Genomic DNA, 26,722 nt, shown 5'->3' with positions numbered 1-26,722 from the left:
ACGGATTCTTGTATACTTATAAGTCTTTATGCGGGGCAATATATGAAGATACGAATAGAGGACATACCGCCTTCAGGGCTATCGCTCGACCTCGAAGAGAGCGGAGCGGCATTAAAGGAATACGCCGGGGGGAAGCTCGACCTGGACTTCTCCACTCCCGTTAAAGCACACCTCGAGGTCTCGAAGAGGGGGCAGAGCATCTTCGTCTCCGGAGACATAAAGGCCGGAATACGTGTCGAGTGCAGCAGGTGCTTGAAGGAGTTCGAGTACCCTTACGAGTCCGACTTCGCCTCCTATTACGAACTTGGCAGGGAGCCTGAGAAGGAAAAGGAGCTCAAGCCCGAGGACATGGACGTCAACTTCATAGCCGGCGATTCCCTCGACACCTCCGAGGTGCTTTTGGGCCAGATAGCCCTTGAGATTCCCATGCAGCCGCTTTGCAGGCCGGACTGCAAGGGCCTCTGCCCGAAGTGCGGTGCTGACCTGAACCTCGGCGACTGCGGCTGCGGGGGCGAGGATAAGACAGACCCGAGGCTCGCCAAGCTCAAGGAATTCAAGCGCTGATAGGGCGCCGCGAATTTTGCAGTGATTTTTATTATTGAAGAGCGCGGCCAAATCCTATATAAAGGTGTGGTCCGGGAATTCGCCGGGCGCTGGCCCATTTAAAGATAGCTGAATCCGCACAGGCCATGTACTTATAACGAATCCAAACCGAAAAGAGAGGTTTTAGAGATGCCGAACCCCAAGAAAAGACATTCGAGCTGCAAGAGGGGCCAGAGAAGGAGCCATGACGCGCTGTCCGCTCCGGCGGTCTCCACCTGCCCCCAGTGCGGCGAGCCCAAGCGCCCGCACCACGTCTGCCCGAGCTGCGGCACATACAAGGGCAGGACTGTAATCAAGAAGAAAGAGGCCGTCTAAGGCCGTGCTCCTTTCATCAACCGCTACGGCTTCCGAAAAGGCCTTGAAACCGGCCTTGCAGGGAGCCGCACCCTTTTTTGCGTTCTCAGCCGAATAAGAGATGAAGATTGCCGTTGACGCGATGGGCGGGGACTTTGCCCCCGCCATGGTTGTAGAAGGGGCCGTCCGGGCCGCGAGCGAGCTCAATATCCCCATCGTCCTCGTCGGAGATAAGTCCAGGGTCGAGGACGAGCTTGCCAAGCAGCAGGGCGTTCCGTCCAACGTCTCCATCGTCCACGCCTCCGAGGTCGTGGGCATGGACGAATCCCCCACACAGGCCGTCAGGAAAAAGAAGGACTCGTCGCTACGGGTCTGCTTCGAGCTCGTAAGGAGCGGAGAGGCGGGGGCCGTGGTGAGCGCCGGGAACTCGGGCGCGGCAATGGCCGCAGGCATACTCATCCTTAAGAAGGTAAAGGGCATAGACAGGCCCGCCATAGCCGTATCAGTCCCCACCATAAAAGACCCGGCAATAGTGCTCGACGTGGGCGGGAATGTCGACTGCAAGCCGGTGCACCTTTTCCAGTTCGCCCTCATGGGCGAGGTCTACGCAAGGTACGTCCTGAAGGAAAAGAGGCCCAGGGTCGGCCTTCTCTCGAACGGCGAGGAGGACGGCAAGGGGAACGAGCTTACTAGGGAGACGCACGCTCTTTTAAAGAAGGCCTCCATAAACTACATAGGATACGTCGAGGGCAGGGACATATACCAGGGCGGGGTGGACGTGGTCGTAACCGACGGCTTCGTCGGGAACGTCGTCCTTAAGCTCAGCGAGGGACTTGTCGAGGCCGTAACCACCATGCTCAAGAACGAAATAATGTCGAGCCTCCCTTCGAGGCTCGGCTATCTCCTTTCAAAGGGCGCTTTCAAGAGGCTCAAGAAAAAGATAGACTACTCGGAGTACGGCGGCGCGCCGCTCCTCGGAATTGAGGGCGTCTGCATCATAAGCCACGGCAGGTCGAACGCCAAGGCCATGAGGAACGCTGTGCTCCGCGCGCACGAGTACGCCCAGGGGAACGTTAATTCCCACCTGATGGAAGAGATGGAGAAAAACCACGACCTCATGAAGAACGGCCGTAATGAAGCCGTCTCGGGAAGTTGAAGATGCTCCGGTCGAGGATAATGGGGACCGGCTCTTATGTGCCGGAAAAGGTTCTCACCAACCGCGAGCTGGAGGGCATGGTCGAGACCTCGGACGAATGGATATCCACCCGCACCGGCATAAGGGAACGGAGGATTGCCGCCGGGGAGACCGCCTCGGAGATGGCGGCCAAGGCCGCCAAGGCGGCGCTTAAGGCCGCGGGTTTAGCGGCCAAGGACATAGACCTCGTGGTCGTCGGTACGGTGACCGCCGAGATGGCGTTTCCGTCGGTAGCCTGCCTTATACAGGCGGAGCTCGGGATAAAGGCCGGGGCAGCGGCTTTCGACGTATCTGCCGCCTGCTCGGGGTTTCTTTACGCGCTGGACATAGCGGACAGGTACCTGAGATCCGGCGGGGCGGGTAAGGCCCTGGTCATCGGGGTAGACAAGTTCTCGAACCTTATAGACTGGAAGGACAGGTCCACCTGCGTCCTCTTCGGGGACGGAGCCGGGGCGGCAGTCCTCTCCGCCGAAAAGGGGCAAAGGGGCGTCCTCTCGTGCCGCGTGCATTCCGATGGAAGGCACTGGGATACCCTCTACTGCAGGACCAACCGCCCGGAAAACCCGTTCGAGAAGAGCAATGAGCAGTCCTACCTCGTAATGAACGGGAATGAGACCTTCAAGATAGCCGTCCGCACGATGGGCCAGGCCATAAAAGAGGTGCTGGAGGAGACGGGGCTCAAGCCCGAGGACATATCGCTCCTCATCCCCCACCAAGCCAACATGAGGATAATAAACGCCGCAAGGGAGAGGCTCAAACTCCCTGAGGAAAGGGTCTACACGAACCTCGAAAGGTACGGGAACACCTCGGCCGCGTCCATCCCCATCGCACTTGACGAGGCCGTGAGGGACGGAAAAATTAAAGACAACGACATAATAATGTTCGTGGCCTTCGGCGGCGGGCTCACGTGGGCGTCAGCCGCGGTCAAGTGGTGACCATTCGTATTATTACTTAGGAGAACGGGTCTGATGGGCAAGGTAGCTTTCGTATTTCCGGGGCAGGGTTCGCAGTCAATCGGCATGGGGAAGAGCTTTTTCGATTCCTCCGAGGCTGCCAGAAGGACCTTTGCCGAGGCTGACGAGGTAATGGGCTTCGGGCTTACGAAGCTCGCCTTTGAAGGGCCTTCGGACCTCCTCGACAAGACCGAGTACACGCAACCCGCGCTCCTCGCCGCTTCGATTGCGGCGCTTCGGGCTCTCGCCGAAAAGACTGATTTCATTCCGGCCTGCATGGCGGGCCACAGCCTTGGCGAGTACACGGCCCTTGTCGCTAGCGGAGCGCTCGATTTCAGGGATGCCGTCAGGCTCGTCCATCTCCGGGGAAAATTCATGCAGGAGAGCGTGCCGCAGGGCGCAGGAAAGATGTGCGCCATACTGGGGCTTGACCTCGAAACGGTCCAGGTAATATGCGATTCAGCGTCGATAGACACTGCCAGGGTCGTACCGGCGAACATAAACACCCCGGAGCAGATAGTCATATCCGGAAGCGCCGCAGCCGTCGAGATAGCCGCGAACCTCGCGAAGGAGAGGGGCGCGAAGAGGGTAGTGCCGCTTCAGGTGAGCGCCCCTTCGCATTCGCCGCTAATGGAGAAGGCAAGCGAGCGCCTCGGCGAGGAGCTTGAAAAGATAAGCGTGAACGGACTAAAGGTGCCCGTATATACGAATGTCGAGGCCGCGCCTGTAAAGGACGGCTCAAGGGTTAGGGAGCTGCTTTGCCTCCAGCTCACGAGTCCCGTGAGGTGGGTGGATATAGTGCGGCAGATGAAGGCCGACGGGGTCGATACCATAGTCGAGGTCGGCCCGGGCAAGGTGCTTACGGGCCTCGTAAAGAGGATAGAGAAGGACATAAACGCCCTGAGCGTCTCCGAGGCCCAGGATATCGAGAAGGCGCTGCCGGCGCTCGGGGCATAACATCTTCAATCGGAGGGTACAATGAACGTAACCGGAAGGATAGCTCTCGTTACCGGCGGCGCGCAGGGCATCGGCAGGTCCATAGCCGAGAAGCTCGGCTCTTACGGGGCCGACGTGGCCGTGGCGGATGTAAACCTCGAGAAGGCGACCGAGGTTGCCAACTCCATAAAGGCCATGGGCAGGCGCTCGATGGCGCTTAAGCTCGATGTGACGAACCTAAAGGAGTGCGAGGAGGCGGCGGAAAAGATATTCAAGGAGTTCGAGGCCATCCACATACTCGTGAATAACGCCGGGATTACCAGAGACGGCCTCGTCCTCAGGATGACCGAGGAGGACTGGGACGCGGTAATGAACGTGAACCTTAAGGGCGCGTTCAACTGCACCAAGGCCGTCTTGAAGTACATGACCAAGGCGCGCTGGGGGAGGATCGTCAACATAGCCTCTGTGGTGGGAGTCATGGGCAACGCCGGGCAGGCGAATTACGCCGCGAGCAAGGCCGGCCTCATAGGATTGACAAAGACCATAGCCAGGGAGTTCGCGAGCAGGAACATAACCTGTAACGCAGTGGCCCCTGGCTTCATCGAGACCGCAATGACCGACGCCCTTTCCGAGAACGTCAAAAAGGAACTCATGGACAGGATCCCCCTCGGCAGGCTCGGCGGCCCTGCCGACGTCGCCAACGGAGTGCTCTTCCTCTCCTCGAACGCCTCGGGCTACATAACCGGCCACGTCCTCAACATAAACGGCGGCATGGCCATGCAGTAGGGCGCATGTTTAAAATTGACAACCTCCCCGGTAGGTGTTATACACTGGGGTCTGGCGCAAAAGGCGGTATTTTCGTACAATATTCCAGGAGGGAAGATAATGTCTGTTGAGAATAAGGTTAAGAAGATAATAATCGACCAGCTGGACGTGACCGAGGACGAGGTTACCCCGCAGGCCTCTTTCGTGGACGACCTCGGGGCCGACTCCCTCGACACCGTCGAGATGGTAATGGCTTTCGAGGAGGAGTTCGGGATAGAGATACCCGACGAGGACGCCGAGAAGATAAAGACCGTCCAGGACGCTGTAGAGTACATCAATAAAAAGGCCGGGAAATAATCCGCGCCCTGCCGCTTTTTCCCCGATTCTTCCGCAGGGACAGGTAAAAACGCCAATATCGTTTTTTTACTTCCCCCTGCGGCCCCGGGAAAGAAATCTGTTTTCATGACCGCATTCCTACATGCCCGCCGGGAGGGGCTTTCGACCCTCCCCGGCGGTTTTTTAAGGCAGGCGGCAAGGGGATAAACGGGAGCCTGCTCTTAAGTCCTTGGTCCATTTAAATCCGGGAATTCAGAGGAATAAAAAATGAGAAGGGTAGTAGTAACCGGCATCGGTATAACGAGCCCGCTCGGGACAGGAGTCGAAAAGAACTGGGAGGCCGTTATCCAGGGCCGCTCCGGGGTCAGGGAGATAACCCGTTTCGACGCTTCAAACTTCCCCGTGAAGATAGCTGGGGAGGTCCCTGATTTCGACCCGCTCCCGTACATAGAGAAGAAAGAGGTCAAGAAGATGGACCTCTTCATCCAGTACGCGGTCGCCGCGAGCCAGATGGCCTATGAGGACTCGGGCTACAGGATAACCGACGAGAACGCCGAGATGGCGGGGGTCTATATCGGGGCCGGGATAGGCGGCCTTCCGGCCATCGAGCACTGGTTCGACGTCCTGAAGGAAAAGGGGCCGGACAGGATTACCCCCTTCTTCATCCCGATGGTCATAATAAACCTCGCCTCCGGGCAGGTCTCGATAAAGCTCGGGGCAAAGGGCCCCAATAGCTGCGCGGTCACGGCCTGCGCGACAGGCACCCATTCCATAGGGGACGCGGCCAGGCTCATACAGACCGGCATGGCCGATGTGATGGTCGCCGGCGGGGCCGAGTCCACCATAACCCCGCTCTGTGTGGCGGGTTTCAACGCCATGAAGGCCCTCTCGACCAGGAATGGCGACCCGAAGGGCGCGAGCAGGCCCTTTGACAAGGACCGGGACGGCTTCGTAATCGGCGAAGGCGCGGGGGTGGTTTTCCTTGAAGAGCTGGAATCGGCAAGGAAAAGAGGCGCCAGGATATACGCGGAGATAGCCGGATACGGCCTCAACGCCGACGCGAACCACATGACCACGCCTGCGCCCAACGGCGAGGGCGCGGCCAGGTGCATGAAGATGGCATTAAGGACAGCGGGGCTGAACCCCGAGGACATCGGCTACGTCAACGCCCACGGCACCTCGACCTACTATAACGACCTCTATGAGACAATGGCCGTAAAGACCGTCTTCGGCGAGCACGCAAGGAAGCTTGCCGTAAGCTCGACAAAGGGCATGACCGGCCACCTCCTCGGGGCCGCCGGCGGCATAGAGGCCGTATTTACCGCCCTTTCGCTCCATCACGGGGTGCTGCCCCCGACCATAAACTACACCACGCCCGACCCGGAATGCGACCTCGACTACGTGCCTAACGCCCCGAGGGAGGCCAAGGTCAAGGCGGCCCTCTCGAACTCGTTCGGCTTCGGAGGGACCAACGGGGTGCTCGCCTTCAAGAGGTTCGAGTAAGGCCTTGCCTCGCGGCCTCAAAAGTCGCATAATAAAAGAAGAGTATTAAGGGAAAAAAGAGGCGGCAGATGGAAAGGATAGCCATAGCAAGCGACCATGCCGGAAGGGAGCTCAAGGAGGACCTTAAGGAGTTCATGGCCTCCCTCGGGGTGGAGGTCGACGACATGGGCGTTAACGACGATAAATCGGTTGATTACCCGGATTACGGCATCCCGTTGGCCGAGCGGGTTTCGAAAGGCGAGGTTCCCAAGGGCGTCCTTGTCTGCGGGACCGGCATAGGTATGAGCATACTCGCGAACAAGTTCAGCAACGTCCGGGCCGCGCTCGTGAACGACGTCTACACCGCCCGGATGGCCAAGGAGCATAACGACGCCAATATCCTCGTAATAGGCGGGAGGATCGCCGGAAAAGGGCTTGCCCGGGAGATGCTGAAGACCTGGCTCGAGACCGCCTTCGAGGGCGGCAGGCACCAGAAGCGGCTCGATAAGATACGGGAAGTCGAGAAGAAGAACGGCAGGTAGGGAGAGGCCGCGGCGTAGCGCGGCCCATGTTATTTTAAAACGGGAGGCAGTAAAGAAGATGGCCCTCAAGGAATTTGACCCCGAAGTATACGACGCCATACGGCTTGAGACCGAAAGGCAGGAATGGAAGCTTGAGCTAATCGCGTCCGAGAATTTCGTAAGCGAGGCGGTGATGGAGGCGGCCGGGAGCGTAATGACCAACAAGTACGCCGAAGGCTACCCCGGAAAACGCTATTACGGCGGCTGCGAGTTCGTGGACATAGTCGAGAGGCTCGCGATAGAGAGGGCGAAGAAGCTCTTCGGAGCCGACCACGTGAACGTGCAGCCCCATTCAGGCTCGCAGGCCAACATGGCGGTCTACCTGGCGACAGTTAAGCCCGGCGACACCGTAATGGGCATGAACCTTTCCCATGGCGGCCACCTTACGCACGGAAGCCCCGTTAACTTCTCGGGCCAGCTCTATAATATAGTCTTCTACGGGGTCCGCCAGGACGACCAGAGGATCGACATGGACCAGGTGCGGGACCTCGCGAAAAAGAATAACCCCAAGCTAATTGTAGTCGGCGCGAGCGCCTATCCCCGGATTATAGATTTCAAGGCCTTCAGGGAAGTGGCCGACGAGGTCGGCGCCAAGATAATGGTGGACATAGCCCATATAGCAGGGCTCGTGGCTACAGGCCTTCACCCGAGCCCCGTGCCTCACGCCGAGTTCGTCACGACCACCACGCACAAGACGCTTCGCGGCCCCCGCAGCGGCGTCATCATGTGCAGGGAGGAGTTCGCCAAGGCGGTCGATAAGCAGATATTCCCCGGCATACAGGGCGGCCCGCTCATGCACATAATCGCGGCAAAGGCGGTCGCCTTCAAGGAGGCGCTTGAGCCTTCCTTTACGGCCTACCAGAAGCAGGTGCTCGCGAATGCGAAGGTCCTCTCGGGCGAGCTTATGGCAAGGGGCTTTACGCTCGTATCCGGCGGGACTGATAACCATCTCATGCTCATGGACCTCACGAAGCAGGACATAACCGGCAAGGAGGCCGAGGAAGCGCTCGTAAAAGCCGGAATAACCGTAAACAAGAATACCATCCCGTTCGAGACCAGGAGCCCGTTCGTAACGAGCGGCATAAGGATAGGCGTTCCGGCGGCCACCACCAAGGGCATGAAGGAGCCTGAGATGAAGGTCATAGCGGGCTTCATACAGAGGGCCCTTGAGAAGAGGAGCGATGATGCCGCGCTCGAAGGCATAAAGGCGGAAGTGAAGGAACTCTGCTCGAGGTTCCCGCTTTACAAGGGCAGGATGGAAAGAGCTTTGGCCTAAAAGCCGGCATAGATTTCTAAACTGACCGCCCGCCTATTTATGAATGTCTGGCCGGGCGGTCTTTTTTTTGACGTTTAAACCCGGCTCTTGCGTCGCACCATGAAATTTGATAATTTCCGGCAAATGGAGTATATACTGGGCTTCGGCTCGACCCACAGGGCCTTGAAAGCCGAGGAACTCTTGAAGAACGCGTCCCTCACTTTCAGGCTGCTCCCGGTGCCAAAGGCCCTTGATTCGGCTTGCGGGCTTGTCATCTCTGTCGATGAAGGTTTGTTCGACGAGGCTTTTCAGGCCCTTCAAAAAGGAGGGCTTTTGCCCAGGAACGTGTACAGGAAAGAAGGTGAAGAGTATGTTAAGGTGTGATTTCTGCGGCAGGGAATCGGATAACATCACCAGGGTGGCGCTCGACCAGGGCTATGACAGGCTTACGGTCAAGCACGAGAAGAGGTATGCCTGCCAGGATTGCTCCCTTAAAAAGGAGCAGGAGCGCCAGGCAAGGCTAAAGGCCGGGAAGTAGGAAGTACCCCTTTAAGAAAAAGCCATTGGATTCGGCTCTATAATGTCAATAAGAATCCGGCGGAGCTAACCAGGGTCTTGCGTCCGCATAAAGAGTCTTGCACCCGGCTGGTAAGCTAGCGCATAAGCACCTGTAAAACGTTGGCTTTCCATACCCGTAGTTGCGTTCCCATTCTTTTACCCCCTCTCCATCAATAAGAATCCACATCAAAAAAGTTCCACGGTTTTCAAATAAAGCCGATCAGCTTCTGGTTCTAATCAACATAGCCAGAAATCCTGGCCTTTCTAAGGCCAGGGATGAGCTTCCGTTCCGGACCGGAGCCGCTTTCATTGCAAAACGGAGGAGCTATTGTTTGCATTTTACAAAAATCTTGGGCTTCAGCCCAGGGTAGTTCATTTTTTTTATAATCCGTTACCAATCTGTTACCTGGAATCTGATATGAATTGCTGAAACAAGTACAGGTGAAATAATTCTCAAGGAGAAAAGAGATGATTGGTAGGTCGAGCCTGATATTTTCCCTGCTTCTGGTCTTTATCAGTTTAGGCGGTTGGACATCGGCTGCTGAGGCACCGGCCGCTGATGGAAAAACAGACCTCCTCGGGATTGAAAGCCGGAGCGCCTCAAAGAGCTTCTCTCAAATCCGGAATGAAGCCCCGGCAGAGGAGATAGCAAGGGTACAGGAATCATACGGAAAGATACCCCTCTATTTCATAAAGAACGACGGCCAGGTCCCTAAAAAGATAAAATTCTACGAGAAGGGGAGCGGGCACGCGACCTTTTTCGCAAACGACGGTGTGTATCTGAGCCTCACGAGGGCAAAAGAGGAAAGAAGACCCGATGTAAGGAGACATGAAAACAGCCCTGAAATAATTTCGAAGGAGTTCGAAACCGAATCCATAAAGCTGAGCCTTCTTGGGGCCCATAGAGCCCCTAAAATCACGGCCGAGGATGAGCAGACTGGGAAGATCAACTACTTGGTCGGGAATGATAAAAGCAAATGGAAGACGGGGATAGCTACTTACGGGAGTATCCTTTACAGCGAAGTATATAAGGGCGTGGACGTCAGGTATTACGGGAACAACTCGAAACTCGAATACGATGTAATAGTAAAGCCCGGGGCAGACCCAAAGCAGGTCAGGTTCAGGTATGAGGGCGTAAAAGGGTTAAGTGTCACAGAAGACGGTGACCTCGAAATAGCTTTACAGGGAGGTGCTATCCACCAGAAGAGGCCCTATATATATCAGGATATAGACGGCAACAGGGTGGAGGTAGAGGGCAGCTTCAAGGTCCTCCCGGCCAAGGACGGGTGTGCCTACGGCTTCGAGGTCGCCGCATACGATAAGTCGCGCGAACTTGTAATAGACCCTTATATAGTCTATTCGACATATCTCGGTGGAAGTAGTCACGACAGGGGTTACGACATCGCCGTCGACTCAGAGGGAAGCGTATATATTACCGGAGATACAATTTCCACGAATTTTCCGGATTCCTCTGCTACGCCTTGGGGTTATGGCATTAATCGTGATGCGTTCGTTACAAAGTTAAGCTCCTCCGGCGCGCTTGTCTATTCGACATATCTGGGTGGAGGCAGCTATGACGCAGGTAGAGGCATTGCAGTCGATTCAACAGGTAACGCCTATGTGACCGGGTATACAAATTCTCTGGGTTTCCCTGTCGTTTCGCCCATACAGTCCTCTCTAAAGGGTGCCGTTGACTTTTTCGTTACGAAGATAAGCCCTAACGGAGAAACGCTTATTTATTCGACTTACCTTGGCGGCTCGGATGATGATGAGGGTTACGGCATAACAGTCGATTCGGCCGACAATGCTTATGTGACCGGGACTGTATGCTCTTCTCGTTCGGATTTCCCGTTCTTTTTTTCGATAATAGGGTCTTGGTCAAATTCTTGCAATCTTTTTGTTACCAAAATAAGCTCTGCAGGCTCCCTTGTTTATTCAACCGCCATAGGCGCAGGGTATGGTACATCAGGTACTGGTTCAAGTTTGGGTCACAGTATTGCGGTAGATTCAACCGGGAGCGCCTATATTACTGGATTTACAGGTTCACCCGGCTTCCCTGTTTCTTCCGCCTTACAGGAGACTCACGGAGGTCAGTGGGACGCGTTTATCACTAAAATCAACCCCTCCGGCACTCTCCTGCTTTATTCGACCTATCTCGGTGGGAATAGCTACGATAAGGGTTATGATATCAAAGTCGACTCTGATGGAAATGCTTATGTTACAGGAGAGACAAGGTCTTTTGATTTCCCAATCGCGTCGGCCATGCAGGAGTTGCCAGCGGCAGGTACTGCGGGAGGTTCTGATGCGTTCATTACGAAAATAAGCTCCACCGGCGCGCTTGTCTATTCGAGATTGCTCGGTACGGCTTATAATGATGGCGGCCGCGGTATCGCGGTAGATTCAAACGGAAATGCATATATTGCTATGGATACTCACATGGATGATATGGATACATTTCCTTTGTACTTTGGGGGCCCTAGCGTGATTATAGCAGGCGCTACCGATGCATTCATTGCGAAGGTCAATTCTGAGGGCAATCTCATGTCGTCGAGCGTCCTTGGTGGAAGCGCCAATGATTACGTTAGAGGCATTGAAACTGACTCGGACGGGAATGCATATGTCACCGGGTTTACCGGATCTACGGATTTTCCAACGTCTTCAGCCATGGCGGGGGCTAACGCAGGGTATTGGGATGCGTTCGTTGCGAAGATAAGCTTTACGGGCCCTGTCCTTTCACATCCTTCGGAGTCAGGCTATGGCGACGGCATCGCACCCGATACCGGCGCGCCTTCCCCGGTTTTCGAATACAAAACGGTCTACACGGATGCCGATAATAACGCGCCCACATACATAAGAGCATGCATTGACGGGGCCTGCAATCCCATGTCCCTTGACGCCGGCGCTGCCGCGGCGCTCCAGGACGGCGACTACACTAACGGCGAGCAGTTCGTCTATTCGACGACCCTTCCGGCTGGTTTGCACAACTATTTTTTTGAGGCTTCCGACGGGATCGATACCGCAAGGCTTCCCTCCACGGGCGTCTTGAACGGTCCTGCGGTCAGCGACCTCGCCGTAACCACATCGGCCCTGCCGGACGGCACCGTAGGCGTTGCGTACGGAGAGACCCTCGCCGCGGTTGGCGGTACTGCCCCGTATGCCTGGAGCACTTCCGGAGGCCTGCCCCCAGGACTTACGCTCTCATCCGGCGGCACGGTCTCGGGCATTCCAGCAGTCGACGGCATATATGGCTTCACCGTCGCCGTGACCGACTCGACCTCCTTTGTATCTTCCAGGACCCTCTCAATAACCATAAACCCCGGCGACACCACGCCTCCGACCGGCTCGGTCTCGATAAACGGCGGCGCGGCGTCAACCAATAGCACGGTAGCGACACTTGCGCTCTCTTGCGTGGACACTGGTTCCGGCTGCTCGCAGATGCGCTTCAGCAATGACGGCTCTTCCTGGTCGGCCTGGGAATCTTTCGCTACAGTAAGGTCATGGACTCTGGACCCGGGAGACGGGGTGAAGACGGTATATGCGGAATACATGGACGGGGCGGGGAACTCGGCCCAAGGCTCGGATACGATAATTCTCGACGCCACGGCTCCGGCGGTCTCAGCTTCCCCGACGGGCGGGTCTTATGCGTCGGCCCAGAGCGTAACCCTTACGGCGGACGAGCCTTCAACCATATACTACACGACCGACGGCTCAATCCCCACGACAGGGTCCGCAGCCTACTCCGGGCCCATAACCGTCTCGTCTTCCGCCGTGCTCAAGTTTTTTGCCGCTGATTTGGCAGGGAACGAGAGCGGCGTGATGAGTGAAACCTACATGCTGAACAGGCCGCCGCAGATGGATGCCGGGGGCGACAGGACAGTTTATGAGGGAGAGCACTTGTACTTCGTAGTCTCGGCATCGGATGCAGACGGTGACGTCGTCACGTTCAGGGCTACCGGACTGCCTTCCGGGGCCGTTCTCGACGCGTCATCCGGAGCGATAAGCTATACACCGGGGCATGATGTTTGCAGCCAGTCGGCAAACGCCTATTTTGACGTCTTTTTTGAAGCCGACGACGGCAAGGGCGGAATTGCCTCCGAAACCGTCAGGATCACGGTGCTCGACCGGAACAGGGCTCCGATAGCCCAGGCAGGGGCTGACCTACACATGTCTTGCGGCTCGATAGGCGGGACAACAGTGACCCTTGACGGGTCCGGCTCCAATGATCCGGACGGCGATGGTCTGACATATACATGGTCAGGCCCGTTCCAGGAGGGCGGCGGAATTGTAACCGGCATTAGCCCGATTGTCACGCTTCCGGCAGGCAGATCGGCAGTCAGCCTTGTCGTTAACGACGGAAAAGCCGATTCCGCCTCCGATGCCGTCAATATCGCCATATTGCTCGAAATCCAGGGCTTCTCATCCCCCTTAGGGGCGCTTTCAAATGAAGGGACGCCGATACAGCCGCCGGATAAGGCGTTTAAGAAGGGCAGCACATTGCCGCTTAAAATACAGCTCTCTTGCAACGGGAATGCGCTAACGTCCAATGAGGTCGTTTCTCCGAGAATAGTCAGCCTTTCAAGGGGAAGCGACGTTTCGGACCCTGAGGTCATCGACCTTGACTCCGGCCAGGCCAATGACGACGGCACTAATTTCAGGTACTCAGACTATGAATGGGTATACAATCTGAGCACTAAGGCATTGAATACTGGTAGTTATATCATCACGGTTGAAATGCCGGATGGCAGCCGGTACAACGGAAGCTTCGGTCTGAAATAGAATGATTTAGGCGTAAAGGCCTGAGCTTCCTCTTTGAAAAGGGGTTCCAGCATTGCTGGAACCCCTTTTTGCAATAGCATGGAAATACGGCCAAATCCATTCAAAAAACGATGATCCTCATCAGGGCATAGGACATGCCTCAGGCGTTCCTCATTGCGGAACAAGGGCCGTCATGTTATTCTACAGGCATGAAACGCCTTCCGCCCTGGACAAAGAAGCCAATTGGCCCGCTCACAAGGCTTCACGAGGTAAAATCCATACTCCGGAAGAGGAACCTCCACACGGTCTGCGAGTCGGCAAGGTGTCCTAATATCGGGGAATGCTTCACAAAACCGACGGCAACGTTCATGATCCTGGGGGACGTCTGCACCAGGCACTGCGGATTCTGCTCGGTCGATAAGGGCGCAAGGCCCGTTCAGGTGGACCCGGATGAGCCGGCCAATATCGCCCTTACCGCGAGGGAACTCGGCCTTAAGCACGTGGTGATAACGTCTGTCACCAGGGACGACCTCGAAGACGGCGGAGCGGGGCAATTTGCCTTGACAATCAAGGCTGTTAAGGATAACATTTCCGGCATTTTAGTGGAGGTCCTGACCCCTGATTTCAAGGGGGACATGGAGGCGCTTGAGACGGTCCTCGAAGCCCGCCCGGATATCTTCAATCACAACCTCGAGACCGTCCCCTCGCTTTACCCGAAGGTAAGGCCAGAGGCCGGGTACGAGCGTTCCCTTAAGGTGCTCCGGGAAGCGAAACGCCCGGGAATAGTGGTGAAATCCGGCATCATGGTCGGCCTGGGCGAGACCCCGGAAGAAGTAAGGGCCTTATTAAAGGATTTAAAATCCGCCGGGTGCGACGCGGTCACCATAGGGCAGTACCTCCGCCCGACCAGGAATAGCCTCGAGGTAGAGGAATACATCGAGCCTGAAAAATTCAAGGAATACGAGGATTTCGGAAAGAGCATAGGGATAAGACACGTCTATTCCGGGCCGTTCGTGAGAAGCTCCTATAATGCGGAGAGGCTACTGGGAGAAATAGGCTTTGAACAATTGCAGAAAAAAGCAGAACCATAATCAGCCTGTCAGATAGAAGTTCGAAAGGTGCGCCGGAGATGGAAGAGTTCCACAGGATAAAAAGGCTTCCGCCATATGTATTCAACATCGTGACGGAGCTCAAGGTAGAGGCCCGTAAGAGAGGCGAGGACATAATCGACTTCGGGATGGGCAACCCGGACCAGCCCACGCCCAGGCACATAGTCGACAAGCTCATAGAGGCGGCCCACAACCCGAGAAACCACAGGTACTCGGCTTCGAGGGGCATATACAAATTGAGGCTCGCCATAGCCGACTGGTACAAGAGGCGCTATAACGTCGAGATCGACCCCGAGACCGAGGCGGTCGCCACCATCGGCTCCAAGGAGGGCATCGCCCACCTTGCGCTCGCGGTCATAGGCCCGGGAGACGTCGTTTTCGTCCCTAACCCGACATACCCCATACACGCCTATTCGGTCGTCATCGCAGGCGGGGACTTAAGGAGCATACCGCTCCTCCCTGGAGTGGACTTCTTTGACGAGCTCCAGAAGGCCGTGAAGCAGACCTGGCCCAAGCCGAAGATGCTCATAATAAACTACCCTCACAACCCCACTACCCTTGTGGTCGAAAGGGAGTTCTTCGTCAAGGTCGTGGACTTCGCAAAGGAGAACGACCTCCTGGTCGTGCACGACCTGGCCTACGCCGATATAGTCTTCGACGGCTACAAGGCACCGAGCTTTTTGGAGGTGCCTGGCGCCAAGGACGTGGGAGTGGAGTTCTTCACCCTCTCCAAGAGCTACAACATGCCAGGATGGAGGGTGGGTTTTGCGGTCGGCAACAGGAAGCTCGTCGGGGCGCTCACGAGAATAAAGAGCTACCTCGATTACGGGATGTTCCAGCCCATACAGATAGCCGGAATAATAGCCCTTAACGGCCCGCAGGACTGCGTGACCGAGATGTGCAGCACTTACGAATCAAGGAGGAACGCGCTTATAGAGAGCTTCGGGAAGGCCGGCTGGGAGATAGAGAAGCCCAAGGCCAGCATGTTCGTTTGGGCGAAGATACCAGAGCCGTTCAGCTCAATGAAGTCCCTCGAGTTCTCGAAGTTCCTCCTGAAAAAGGCCAAGGTGGCCGTATCGCCTGGTGTTGGCTTCGGCGAGTACGGCGACGATTACGTAAGGCTCGCGCTCGTCGAGAACGAGCACAGGATACGCCAGGCGGCCAAGTGCATAAAGAAGGCCCTGGAGGGCTCGGCAAAAGAGGCCGTATGACGAAGACCGCGTCGAGAGAGAATCTTTCCGGAGCCTCCGTGGCGAGGGCCAAAAGCATAAACGTCGGGCTCATAGGTTTCGGCACTGTGGGCACGGGCGTCGTCAGGGTATTAAAGGAGAACGCCGATATAATAGCCGCGAAGCTCGGCTGCGAGCTCGTGCTTAAGAGGGTGGCCGACAGGGACTTAACGAGGGACAGGGGAGTCAGGCTCGCCGATGGGGTCCTCACAGCCGACGCGAGGGATATAATAAACGACCCTGATATTTCAATCGTCATAGAGCTTGTCGGCGGCACCGGGATAGCAAAGGATTTCATACTCGAGGCCTTCGAGCGGGGCAAGCACGTCGTGACCGCCAATAAGGCCCTCCTTTCGACCCACGGGGAAGAGATATTCGGGAAGGCCGCCGAGAAGGGCGTCGACATCGGCTTCGAGGCGAGTGTCGGGGGCGGCATCCCGGTCATAAAGGCGCTCCGCGAAGGGCTCGCCGCCAACAGGGTAGAGTCCATCTACGGCATAATAAACGGCACCGCGAACTACATCCTCTCCAAGATGACGAACGAGGGCGGGAAATTCGAGGACGTCTTGAGAAGGGCCCAGGAGAAGGGCTATGCCGAAGCGGACCCCACCTATGACGTCGAGGGTATAGATACCGCCCACAAGCTCGCGATACTCATTAACTTAGCCTACGGCACGCATATAAGGCTCGAGGACATCTATACCGAGGGAATTACGAGCATAAGCCAGCTCGATATAAAGTTCGCAAAGGAGTTCGGCTACAGGATAAAGCTCCTGGCCATAACGAAATCCGCGGAAGGCAAGGTGGAAGCCAGGGTGCATCCCACGATGATACCCGCCCAGCACCCGCTCGCGACAATCGACGGCGCCTATAACGGCATATACCTCAAGGGTAACGCCGTGGGGTCGGTCCTCCTATACGGCATGGGCGCTGGCATGATGCCGACCGCGAGCGCGGTCGTGGCGGACCTCATGGACATCGCGAGGAACATCTCTACCGGCGCCGTCCGGCGCGTCCCTCCGCTTTCGTGCCCGGATGAGGAGGCGAGGCCCGTTGCAATACGCGAGACCGAGTCGGTCGAGATGCCCTATTACATACGCTTTCTGGCAATGGACAAACCGGGAGTCCTCTCAAAGATATCCGGCGTCCTCGGAAGCCACAATATAAGCATATCTTCTGTCATACAGAGGGACAGGAAGGTGGGCGGCGCGGTCCCGCTCGTTGTGCTTACGCATAACGCCCTTGAGAGGGAGCTACGCGCCGCGGTCGCGGAAATATCCAAGATGGACATAATACACGACAAGATAGTCTACATAAGGATAGAGGAGAACCTGGGTGCAGCTAACTAGGAAAGGCCTTTGGGGCGGCATAATAAGGGAGTTCAGGGACTTCCTTCCGGAGGTCGGCGACAGCTCGATAACGACGCTTCTTGAAGGAAATACGCCTCTTGTCGAGAGCGTGAACCTGAAGGACATATTCGGGGACCTGAGGCTACTACTTAAGTACGAGGGCCTCAACCCCACTGGCTCATTCAAGGACCGCGGCATGACAATGGCGGTATCCAAGGCCAGGGAGGAGGGGGCCGAGGCCATAATCTGCGCCTCGACCGGGAACACCTCGGCTTCGGCAGCCGCGTATGCCTCGAAGGCCGGGATGAAGGCGTTCGTCCTCGTGCCGGACGGGTCGATAGCCATGGGGAAACTCTCGCAGGCCATCATGCACGGGGCGCTCGTGCTCCAGATAAAGGGGAGCTTCGATGACGCGCTGGAGATAGTGAAGGAGATAACCGGGGGCTACCCGGTAAAGATGGTAAACTCAATAAACCCCTTCAGGATAGAGGGGCAGAAGACCGGCGCCTTCGAGGTATGCGAGCATCTGGGGTACGCGCCTACATATCACTTTCTCCCGGTCGGGAACGCCGGGAACATAACGGCCTACTGGAAGGGCTACAAGCAGTACTATAACGAAGGCATAATATCGAACCTTCCGAAGATGATGGGCTTCCAGGCCGAGGGCGCGTCCCCGATAGTGCTGGGCCGCCCCGTCGAGAAGCCCGAGACCATCGCGACGGCGATAAAGATAGGGAACCCGGCAAGCTGGGACTCGGCCGTTAAGGCCAGGGACGAGAGCGGCGGCGTGATAGAGGCCGTAAGCGATGCCGAGATACTCGATGCCTACAAGCTCCTCGCCTCGCGCGAAGGCATATTCTGCGAACCCGCGTCCGCGGCGAGCCTCGCGGGGGCGCTGAAGCTCAAGAAGGAAGGCGTCCTGAATGACGGCGACACTGTCGTCTGCACGCTCACCGGGCACGGCTTGAAAGACCCGGACATCGCGCTCAAGTCCTCGGAGAAGCCGCTTAAGGTGGCTGCCGAGACCGCGAAGATACTTAAGGCGATGGGCTTCTGAAAAGAGGACTAACAGGCTGCTGAAAAAGTCCATCTGCGTCGTTGTCTTCGTCGCTTGACACTCCGGCGTACACGAAAAGTACGCCTATTCCTCGCCCCCCTATTCCAACGGGGGCCTCGCATCTGGAGCTTTTTGAGCAGCCTGAATAAAACGGAGTTTTTCAGCAAGCAGCTAATTTAAGAGGTTGACTGAATGAAATACATAATACTCATAGGCGACGGCATGGCCGACGCCCCGATTGAAAGCCTCGGCGGAAAGACCCCGCTCGAGTCAGCTGACACCCCGAACATGGACAGGCTCGCAGGCGCGGGGAGGTTCGGCCTCTTCAGGACAGTGCCCGGCGGCTTCTCGCCGGGGAGCGACGTCGCGAACCTGAGCGTCCTGGGCTACAGCCCGGCGAAGTACTACTCCGGCAGGGCGCCGCTTGAGGCCGCTTCCATTGGCGTGAAGCTCGGCCCCTCGGACATTGCGTTCAGGTGCAACCTCGTGACCCTCATCGAAAAGGACGGCTCGACCGTGATGGGCGACTACAGCGCCGGGCACATCTCGACCGAAGAGGCGAGGGATATGGTGCTCGACCTCGATAGCGCCCTTTCGCGCGAGGGCGTGAGGTTCTATCCGGGCACCGGCTACAGGCACCTAATGGTCTGGAGCGGCGGTTCGAAGGACCTTAAGACCGTGCCCCCCCACGACATCTCCGACAAGGCCATAGGGCCCCATCTCCCGAAAGGCGAGGGGGCCGAGAAGCTCATTAATCTCATGAATCTATCGCAGGATGTGCTTAAGAATCATCCGGTAAACGCCAAAAGGGTCGCGGAAGGCAAGAAGCCCGCGACATCGATCTGGCTCTGGGGGCAGGGGAGCGCGCCTGCCATGCCCACGTTAAAGGAGAGGTTCGGCGTGAACGGCGCGATAATATCCGCAGTTGACCTCATGAAGGGCATAGGCATATACGCCGGGCTCGAAGTGATAAAGGTTGAGGGCGCTACCGGATATATCGACACGAATTACAAAGGCAAGGCCGATGCGGCCTTGAAGGCGCTTGAGACGAGGGATTTCATCTGCGTGCATATCGAGGCGCCGGACGAGGCAGGCCATAACGGGAACCTCGGGCACAAGCTCCAGGCCATAGAGGACTTCGACTCGAAGATAGTCGGCCCGGTGATGGAGGGCGCGCGCCGCTTAGGCCCTTTCGCGGTCATGGTCCTTCCGGACCACCCGACGCCGATAGCTCTTAAGACCCACACCTCGGACCCGGTCCCCTTTGTCCTTTTCAGGGACGGCGACGAGGGGAGCCCCGTTAAGTTCTCGGAAAAGAACGCGGCGGCAACGGGCCTCGTAATAGAGGACTGCGGCGCGCTCGCCCAGGACTTTTACGGAAGGGCCGAGAAAAAGGCGCTCTCCTGAAATAAAGGCATACGAGAAAAAAAGGCCCGCGCGAGCGCGGGCCTTTTTTTATAATCCGCTGAAAGAGGGCATCCGGTGAAAAAGGCGCTCTACGCCGTCCTGATATCGATACCCATGCTCTCCATGCTCTACCTGGCCTTCTTCCCGGATGTTTCCCGCCTTGAGAAGGAGAACCCGAAGAAGACCGCAATGATGGAGCACAGGGAGGCCGAGTGGAAGGCCAGGGGCAAGAAGATAAGGGTCCGCCACAAATGGGTGTCTTATTCGCGAATATCCCCTCACATGGTGAAGGCGGTAATAATAGCGGAAGACGACAAGTTCTGGAGCCATGAGGGCTTTGATTTCGAGGCCATGCAGAAGGCGCTCGAAAAAGACTTGAAGGCCCGCAGATTCAGGGCCGGGGGCTCGACCATAAGCCAGCAGCTCGCGAAGAACCTCTTTTTGAAGCCCACGAAATCCCCAATACGGAAGATTAGGGAGGCGATAATCACCTGGAGGCTCGAAAGGGCGCTCAAGAAGCGGCGCATACTCGAGCTCTATCTGAACGTGGCAGAGTGGGGCGAGGGCATATTCGGGGTGGAGGCCGCTTCCCGCCATCACTTCGGAAAGTCAGCCGCCGAGCTTACCCCCATGGAGGCGGCCCGTCTTGCGGTCGTGCTGCCGAACCCGAGGAAGCTGAACGCCTCCGGTTCGCAGCGCTACGTGGAGAGAAGGGCCAATGTCATATACAACATCATGGTGAAAAGGGGCTTCGTGGTACCGGAATTCGAGGAGCTTGTTCCCGGGCCAGCGGAAGAGGCGGTCGAGCCGGATACCGTTCCTGTAGAGGAAGGATCTGCAGGAATGCCGCCTGATGCGGAGTTTGAAAATGAAGCAACTGCCCCGGCCGCGCCGGGACCCGAACCAGGGCCGGAGCAGCAGACAATCGACAGGCCCGACGGCATTCAGGTAATTGAGTGAAAAAAGGGCTTTCTTAAAGTCATCTGGCGCCTGAAATAGTTTGTTTGCAAATGATAAGGCAAATAGGTTAGAATGTGCGCGGTAAAAGGTTCAGGTCTGGACTCAGCTTGCGGAATCGCCCTCTTTATCCCCTCTGACTCCATTTCCCCTGAAATACCCCGGCAAAGGTTGTAAACCAAGCAGGCCACATTTCACAAGCAAATTAGGACAATACACTATGAAGATACACGAATTAAAAGAGGGAGCTGCCCTTTTCAGTCCGCTCGTAATACAGGGAGGCATGGGCGCCGGAGTATCCTCCTGGACCCTTGCCAAGGCGGTCTCAAAAGCGGGCCAGCTCGGGGTAGTCTCCGGCACAGCCCTTGACATGATACTCGCCAGGAGGCTGCAGACAGGAGACCCTGGCGGCCATATGCTCCGCGCCCTCAGGCAATTCCCTTTCCCGGCCATGGCGGCTCGCGTCCTTGAAAGGTATTTCGTACCCGGCGGCAAGAAGGATGACGAGCCCTTCAAGCCCGTGCCCATGTGCTCGGCGGAACTCTCCAGGGCCCACCAGGAGCTTATAGTTATCGCCAACTTCGTCGAGGTCTATCTTGCGAAGGAGGGGCACGCCGGCAGGGTCGGGATAAATTACCTCGAGAAGATACAGCTTCCGCAGCTCGCCTCTATATACGGGGCCATGCTTGCCGGGGTGGATTATGTCATGGTAGGCGCGGGCATCCCCAGGGAGATACCCGGCATCCTCGACAGCTTCGCGGCGAACAGGGACGCCTCCCTTAAGCTCAACGTGCTCGGCGCTGACAAGGACGATGACTTCAGGATAACGTTCAGTCCGCGGGAGTTCGCCGAAGGGGCCGGGCTCCCCGCATTGAAGCGTCCCGCTTTCTTCGCGATAATCGCCTCTACAGTGCTGGCCCAGACCCTCGTTAAGAAGGGCACGGGCCGGGTGGACGGGCTCGTTATCGAGGGGGCCTCGGCAGGCGGACACAACGCGCTTCCCAGGGGCGCATTGAGGCTTGACGAGAGCGGAGAGCCGGTCTACGGCCCCAAGGACGATGTCGACCTCGACAGCATAAAAGCCCTCGGTGTGCCTTTCTGGCTCGCTGGCGCGTACGGCGGCTCACTGAGGCTCAAGGAGGCCCTCTCGCTCGGCGCAAGCGGCATCCAGGCCGGAACCCCGTTCGCATTCTCGGCGGAGTCCGGCCTCACCGACGAGATCCGTGGTGAAGTGCTCTCGGCCGTATCCACGGGCAAGGTCCGCGTCTTTACCGACCCCAAGGCATCTCCGACCGGCTTTCCGTTCAAGGTGGCAGCCCTTTCAGGCTCGCACTCCGAGGAGGACGTCTTCGAGGCAAGGGAAAGGGTCTGCGACCTCGGATACCTCAGGCACGTCTATAAGAAGGACGACGGCTCCCTGGGCTATCGCTGCCCGGCTGAGCCGGTCCATGAGTACGTCCGTAAGGGCGGGAGAATAGAGGATACCGAAGGCTGTAAGTGCCTCTGTAACGGGCTTATGGCCAATATCGGCCTCCCGCAGAGGAGGGCCTCAGGGTATGTCGAGAAACCGCTTGTGACGGCCGGCAAGGACTTCTCCCTCGTAAAGGAGGTCCTTGAAAAGGTCGGCAAGCCCTCGTATTCCGCAAAGGACGTGCTTGACTCAATACTTGGAGAGGAGTGTCTTGCCGCAAGCTCCAATTGCCGCTGACTTTCCGTAAAAAGCCCATGTTTTCAGGTGCTTAGGGCTTTTTGTTCATGGTCATTCTTTCCATATTCTTCCCTTGACATTCCAAGGCTCCCGGATTATTCTTAGGGTAACAAATGTAACCCTAACCTATGGGCAGCCAACTCACATCACGGCAGAAAGAGATACTCGATTTCCTCAGCGAGTTCATAGGGGAGGCGGGCTACCCGCCTTCCCTGAGGGACATATGCGCCAGGTTCGGGATAAGGGGGCCGAAGAACGCCGCAAAACACCTTGCGGCCCTTGAGAGGAAGGGGTTCCTGAAAAGGGAGGCCTCGGCCTCCCGCGCGATCTCCCTTCTCGGCCCCGATCGGACGCGGCGCGGCGGCATCTCCCTGCCCATAGCCGGAAGGGTGAGGGCAGGCGCCCCGGAAGAGGCGGTCGAGGACATACTGGGCCATGTGGTGCACGATGAGCATTTCTTCAAGTGCAGGGACGCGTTCCTTTTAAGGGTCGAAGGCGAGAGCATGATTGAAGCGGGCATCTCCGAGGGCGACCTCGTGGTCGTAAGGCCCCAGCCCGATGCCTCGGACGGAGATATAATCGTGGCCCTCGTAGACGGCGAGGCAACTGTAAAGAGGCTCGTAAAAACCGGCGGCACGGTCGTCTTGAAGCCGGAGAACCCCGCAATGGAACCCATCGTAGTCAAAGAGGGTAGCGATTTCGCCGTTATAGGCAAGGTGATATCAGTGATAAGGCTGCTTGAAAAGTAAGCGAAGCAGGGAACCATATGGCAACAAAGATAAGGGACGCGATAAAGGTCGTGGCTGTCTTCGACAGGGGGGTAAGGCCGGTGAAGTTCAAATGGCGGGGAAGGGTATACGGCGTAAAGGAGATAACCTATACCTGGGCGTCAAGGGAGGGGAGCGCGCGCATTCTGCACTTCTCGGTATCGGACGGCGCTACACTCTTCGAGCTCGCCTATAACTCTTCAAGCCTCGGCTGGTCGATCGAGGAGGTCGGCTCTTGAGGCTTATCATGCATATCGACATGAACGCCTTTTTCGCCTCGGTCGAGCAGCAGTCGAACCCTTCCCTGAGGGGAAAACCCATAGCGGTCGTGGGCTCGGCCCAGAGGACTGTAGTGACGACCGCCTCCTACGAGGCAAGGGCGTTCGGCGTAAAGACCGGCATGAACAAGGTCGAGGCCAGAAGGGCCTGCCCCGGCCTCATATTCGTCACGGGGAACAACCGCAAATACACGGACGCCTCGGTCCGGATAATGGGGATACTTAAGGACTTCTCGCCGATGGTCGAGGCGTACTCCATTGACGAGGCGTTCGTGGACATAACGGGCTGCATCTCGGGTTTCGGCTCTCCCTCGGCCCTTGCAACGGCAGTAAAGAAGAGGATACGGGACGAGATCGGGAGCCGTCTTACATGCTCCATAGGCATAGCCCCGAATAAGCTGATCGCAAAGCTCGCATCCGACATGAAAAAGCCTGACGGCCTGGTCGTCCTGGCGCCGGAAGAGGTCCCGGCCCTCCTTGAGGACCTGCCGGTTAATGAGCTCTGGGGCATAGGCCCGAGGCTCACGGCCCACCTCGGCGCACTGGGGGTCGTTACATGCGGCGAACTCGGAAGGTTCCCGGCGAGCATCCTGAGGGAGCGCTTCGGCATAATAGGCGAGAGGCTTAAACTTATGGGGCAGGGCATATACGAGAGCGGGGTCGTGCCCATAGGACAGGAGGAAGAGGCAAAAAGCGTCGGGCACTCCATGACCCTTCAGGTAGACGCCTCGGATAAGCCGGTAATAAAAAGACATATACTCAAGCTCTCGGAGAAGGTCGGCGCAAGGGCAAGGGAACACGGCCTCTATGGGCGCAAAGTGGCCCTTACCATAAGGTATCCTGATTTTTTTACCTTCTCGAAACAGAAAACCCTTCCGGCCCCCACGAACGACACCCGCGCCATATACTCGGCGGCAGTGGGGATACTTGAGGGGTTGCGCCTTAAGACCGCGGTGCGGCTCCTTGGGGTTACGCTCTCGGACCTTGCCAAGGGCGCGCAACAGATGCCCCTTTTCGAGGATGACAGGAGGCGTGAGAGGCTCCTCGGGGCAATGGACGGCCTTAACAGGGCCTTCGGCTCGTCGACCGTTACATGGGCCGCGCTCTTTGAGAAGGACCCCTGGGAGGACCCAACGGGCGTAATATCCCCGGCGTGGAGGCCCGAGGGGGTGAAGAGGGTCGATGTAAGGTGATAAAAATGCAAGCTCCGGGGCAGCTGTAAAAAAATATTTCTGCAGGAAAAAATTTTGTAAACCGCATTGACAATCCGTGAAACCCTGCTAAAGTTTTTTCCAGCAAGGTTCCTGTTTCCGTGGGAGCCCTGTTTACCCCCCCTCTTGCCGGGAGCGCCCACTCCCGGCTTTTTTTTGCGCCCTGGCCACCTGAGGAACCAATTCCCCAGCCCTGTTGGAATCGGCGGGCAGTGGCCGATTTCGTTACCAAAATAACCGCTTCCATGATATATTTGGAGATTAAATCACCACAGATTGTAAAAAGGAGACGGAACGCAATTGGAAAGCAGGGAAAAGAAGAGTTTCAATGACTTCGGACTCTCGCCCGAGGTCATGAAGGCAGTGGCGGCAATGGGGTTCGAGGAGCCGACCCCCATACAGGAGAAGACGATACCGCTTCTTTTGTCCGGAAAGGACGTGATAGGCCAGGCGCAGACAGGCACCGGGAAGACCGCCGCATTCGGCATACCCGTGATAGAGAAGGTCGACAAGGGCAGGGGCCCGGTCCAGGCCGTAATCCTCGCGCCGACGAGGGAGCTCGCGATCCAGGCGGCCGAGGAGATAAACAAGCTCGGGGCCTACAAGAAGGTGCACGCCCTTCCGGTCTACGGCGGGACCTCCATAGACCGTCAGATAAAGGCCATAGCCAAGGGTGTCCAGATCGTCGTAGGCACGCCCGGCAGGGTATTGGACCACATAGAGAGACGGACGCTTTCTCTGAAGGACGTAAGGATCGTGGTCCTCGACGAGGCCGACGAGATGCTCGACATGGGCTTCATCGACGACATCACGAAGATACTCAAGGACACGCCGGAGGCCAGGCAGACGCTCCTTTTCTCCGCGACCATGCCCGAAGAGGTCTTGAGGATTTCCAAGCGGTACATGAAGGCCCCGGAGAGGGTCCGTATAGCCGCGGACACGCTCACGGCGGCGAAGATACGGCAGATAGTCTATGAGCTCAGGAACTCGGACAAGATGGACGCGCTCTCAAGGCTTATAGACTTCGACGCCGAGGGCACGTTTCTCGTCTTCTGCCATACCAAGAAGGAAGTGGACGAGGTCACCTCGAATCTTAAGCTCCGCGGCTACGATGCGGACGCCATGCACGGCGACTACACGCAGGCGCAGAGGGAGGCCGTCCTCAAGAAATTCAAGGGCGGCAAGGTGGACGTGCTGGTCGCAACCGACGTGGCCGCGCGCGGCCTCGACATAAGCAGCATCTCCCACGTCGTGAACTATTCGATACCGCAGAACCCCGAGTCCTACGTGCACAGGATCGGGAGGACCGGCAGGGCCGGAAGGGAAGGGGTGGCCATAACCTTCGTCACCCCGAGGGAGGACAGGCAGTTCCGGCTCATAAAGGCCGTGTCCAAGGCGGAGATAAAGAAAGGCAAGCTCCCCAGCAGGGAAGAGGTGCTCGGTGTGCGTCTCGCCTCTTTGGAGGAGAAGATGAACGAGTTCATCGACGACAAGAGGTTCGACAGGTTCCTCGGTATGGCCGAGAAGCTCTCGGAGAGGTTGAAGCCGGTCGATGCGCTTGCGGCGCTACTTAAGTTTCAGCTCGAAGGCTTTGACAGGGCCCCCGAAGAGGAAGAGAGAGGCTCGCTCGACGACACCGGGGCGGCCCCCGGCATGGCGAGGCTCTTCATGACCATCGGCAGGGAGCAGGGCGTAAGCGCCATGGACATAGTGGACGCGATATCGAAGAAGGCCGACCTCCCCAGGCAGCAGATAAAGAAGGTCAGCATATTCGAGTCGTTCACCTTCGTCGAGGTACCGAGGGACTCCGCCGAAAAGATCATCGAGTTCATGCACCGCTCGATAATCTCGGGGAGAAAGGTGGCGGTGGCCCCGGCAAAGCCCAGGGCGCTCAGCAGGAAATAATCGGATACGCCCCCTCCGGAAACCACCGAAAT

At 57.3% G+C, this 26,722-nt stretch carries 24 protein-coding genes; all 24 read left to right on the top strand.

Going from position 1 to position 26,722, the window contains the following annotated elements; all coding sequences use genetic code 11:
• The first annotated feature begins 42 nt into the window (after positions 1 to 42).
• The 24 genes from K8I01_05590 to K8I01_05475 all read left to right on the top strand — a co-directional run bounded on the left by K8I01_05590 (position 43) and on the right by K8I01_05475 (position 26,690).
• Complete coding sequence (locus K8I01_05590) at positions 43 to 564, top strand: DUF177 domain-containing protein (protein MBZ0219885.1); 522 nt, start codon at positions 43 to 45, stop codon at positions 562 to 564.
• Positions 565 to 732: 168 nt separating this feature from the next.
• A complete protein-coding gene (gene rpmF / locus K8I01_05585) occupies positions 733 to 918 on the top strand; it encodes a 50S ribosomal protein L32 (protein ID MBZ0219884.1) in 186 nt (61 codons plus the stop codon).
• A gap of 100 nt (positions 919 to 1,018) precedes the next feature.
• Positions 1,019 to 2,053: a phosphate acyltransferase PlsX gene (gene plsX / locus K8I01_05580; protein ID MBZ0219883.1), complete on the top strand. Its 1,035-nt coding sequence runs from the start codon at positions 1,019 to 1,021 to the stop codon at positions 2,051 to 2,053.
• A gap of 2 nt (positions 2,054 to 2,055) precedes the next feature.
• Positions 2,056 to 3,027, top strand: a complete 972-nt coding sequence (locus K8I01_05575; protein MBZ0219882.1) for a ketoacyl-ACP synthase III — start codon at positions 2,056 to 2,058, stop codon at positions 3,025 to 3,027.
• Positions 3,028 to 3,060: 33 nt separating this feature from the next.
• A complete protein-coding gene (gene fabD / locus K8I01_05570; GenBank protein ID MBZ0219881.1) occupies positions 3,061 to 4,002 on the top strand; it encodes an ACP S-malonyltransferase in 942 nt (313 codons plus the stop codon).
• A gap of 21 nt (positions 4,003 to 4,023) precedes the next feature.
• On the top strand, positions 4,024 to 4,767 hold the full coding sequence (gene fabG, locus K8I01_05565) for a 3-oxoacyl-[acyl-carrier-protein] reductase (GenBank protein ID MBZ0219880.1): 744 nt from the start codon (positions 4,024 to 4,026) through the stop codon (positions 4,765 to 4,767).
• A 99-nt stretch (positions 4,768 to 4,866) separates the two neighbouring features.
• Positions 4,867 to 5,103, top strand: coding sequence for an acyl carrier protein (gene acpP, locus K8I01_05560; GenBank protein ID MBZ0219879.1), 237 nt, complete (start codon positions 4,867 to 4,869; stop codon positions 5,101 to 5,103).
• 246 nt (positions 5,104 to 5,349) lie between these two features.
• Positions 5,350 to 6,585, top strand: coding sequence for a beta-ketoacyl-ACP synthase II (fabF, locus tag K8I01_05555; GenBank protein MBZ0219878.1), 1,236 nt, complete (start codon positions 5,350 to 5,352; stop codon positions 6,583 to 6,585).
• Positions 6,586 to 6,653: 68 nt separating this feature from the next.
• Positions 6,654 to 7,106, top strand: a complete 453-nt coding sequence (gene rpiB, locus K8I01_05550; protein ID MBZ0219877.1) for a ribose 5-phosphate isomerase B — start codon at positions 6,654 to 6,656, stop codon at positions 7,104 to 7,106.
• Between the two features lie 58 nt (positions 7,107 to 7,164).
• Positions 7,165 to 8,421 (top strand): serine hydroxymethyltransferase, encoded by a 1,257-nt coding sequence (locus tag K8I01_05545; GenBank protein MBZ0219876.1) that lies wholly within the window; start codon positions 7,165 to 7,167, stop codon positions 8,419 to 8,421.
• A gap of 123 nt (positions 8,422 to 8,544) precedes the next feature.
• Positions 8,545 to 8,784, top strand: a complete 240-nt coding sequence (locus K8I01_05540) for a DUF3343 domain-containing protein (GenBank protein ID MBZ0219875.1) — start codon at positions 8,545 to 8,547, stop codon at positions 8,782 to 8,784.
• The gene (locus K8I01_05535; protein MBZ0219874.1) at positions 8,771 to 8,938 is read left to right on the top strand and encodes a hypothetical protein; all 168 of its coding nucleotides are present in this window, start codon (positions 8,771 to 8,773) and stop codon (positions 8,936 to 8,938) included. The genes K8I01_05540 and K8I01_05535 overlap by 14 nt, the downstream gene beginning before the upstream one ends.
• Before the next feature lie 488 nt (positions 8,939 to 9,426).
• Entirely contained in the window at positions 9,427 to 13,734 is a 4,308-nt protein-coding gene (locus K8I01_05530; GenBank protein ID MBZ0219873.1) for an SBBP repeat-containing protein, read from the top strand.
• 188 nt (positions 13,735 to 13,922) lie between these two features.
• On the top strand, positions 13,923 to 14,804 hold the full coding sequence (gene lipA / locus K8I01_05525) for a lipoyl synthase (GenBank protein MBZ0219872.1): 882 nt from the start codon (positions 13,923 to 13,925) through the stop codon (positions 14,802 to 14,804).
• Between the two features lie 38 nt (positions 14,805 to 14,842).
• Positions 14,843 to 16,033: an alanine transaminase gene (gene alaC, locus K8I01_05520; GenBank protein ID MBZ0219871.1), complete on the top strand. Its 1,191-nt coding sequence runs from the start codon at positions 14,843 to 14,845 to the stop codon at positions 16,031 to 16,033.
• Entirely contained in the window at positions 16,030 to 17,400 is a 1,371-nt protein-coding gene (locus K8I01_05515; protein MBZ0219870.1) for a homoserine dehydrogenase, read from the top strand. Before alaC ends, K8I01_05515 begins: the two co-directional genes overlap by 4 nt.
• Complete coding sequence (gene thrC / locus K8I01_05510) at positions 17,387 to 18,457, top strand: threonine synthase (protein ID MBZ0219869.1); 1,071 nt, start codon at positions 17,387 to 17,389, stop codon at positions 18,455 to 18,457. Before K8I01_05515 ends, thrC begins: the two co-directional genes overlap by 14 nt.
• Before the next feature lie 192 nt (positions 18,458 to 18,649).
• Positions 18,650 to 19,864: a cofactor-independent phosphoglycerate mutase gene (locus tag K8I01_05505; GenBank protein MBZ0219868.1), complete on the top strand. Its 1,215-nt coding sequence runs from the start codon at positions 18,650 to 18,652 to the stop codon at positions 19,862 to 19,864.
• Positions 19,865 to 19,978: 114 nt separating this feature from the next.
• The gene (gene mtgA / locus K8I01_05500) at positions 19,979 to 20,824 is read left to right on the top strand and encodes a monofunctional biosynthetic peptidoglycan transglycosylase (protein MBZ0219867.1); all 846 of its coding nucleotides are present in this window, start codon (positions 19,979 to 19,981) and stop codon (positions 20,822 to 20,824) included.
• Positions 20,825 to 21,041: 217 nt separating this feature from the next.
• Positions 21,042 to 22,529: a nitronate monooxygenase gene (locus K8I01_05495; protein ID MBZ0219866.1), complete on the top strand. Its 1,488-nt coding sequence runs from the start codon at positions 21,042 to 21,044 to the stop codon at positions 22,527 to 22,529.
• A gap of 128 nt (positions 22,530 to 22,657) precedes the next feature.
• Complete coding sequence (gene lexA, locus K8I01_05490) at positions 22,658 to 23,278, top strand: transcriptional repressor LexA (GenBank protein ID MBZ0219865.1); 621 nt, start codon at positions 22,658 to 22,660, stop codon at positions 23,276 to 23,278.
• 17 nt (positions 23,279 to 23,295) lie between these two features.
• Positions 23,296 to 23,535, top strand: a complete 240-nt coding sequence (locus tag K8I01_05485) for a hypothetical protein (protein ID MBZ0219864.1) — start codon at positions 23,296 to 23,298, stop codon at positions 23,533 to 23,535.
• 8 nt (positions 23,536 to 23,543) lie between these two features.
• Positions 23,544 to 24,767 (top strand): DNA polymerase IV, encoded by a 1,224-nt coding sequence (gene dinB, locus K8I01_05480; protein MBZ0219863.1) that lies wholly within the window; start codon positions 23,544 to 23,546, stop codon positions 24,765 to 24,767.
• A gap of 372 nt (positions 24,768 to 25,139) precedes the next feature.
• Positions 25,140 to 26,690 (top strand): DEAD/DEAH box helicase, encoded by a 1,551-nt coding sequence (locus tag K8I01_05475; protein ID MBZ0219862.1) that lies wholly within the window; start codon positions 25,140 to 25,142, stop codon positions 26,688 to 26,690.
• The last annotated feature ends 32 nt before the right edge of the window (positions 26,691 to 26,722 follow it).

The organism is Deltaproteobacteria bacterium (genome assembly GCA_019912665.1).
GTDB lineage: Bacteria > Desulfobacterota > GWC2-55-46 > GWC2-55-46 > GWC2-55-46 > UBA5799.
This window is presented reverse-complemented; position numbering and strand designations above follow the sequence as displayed.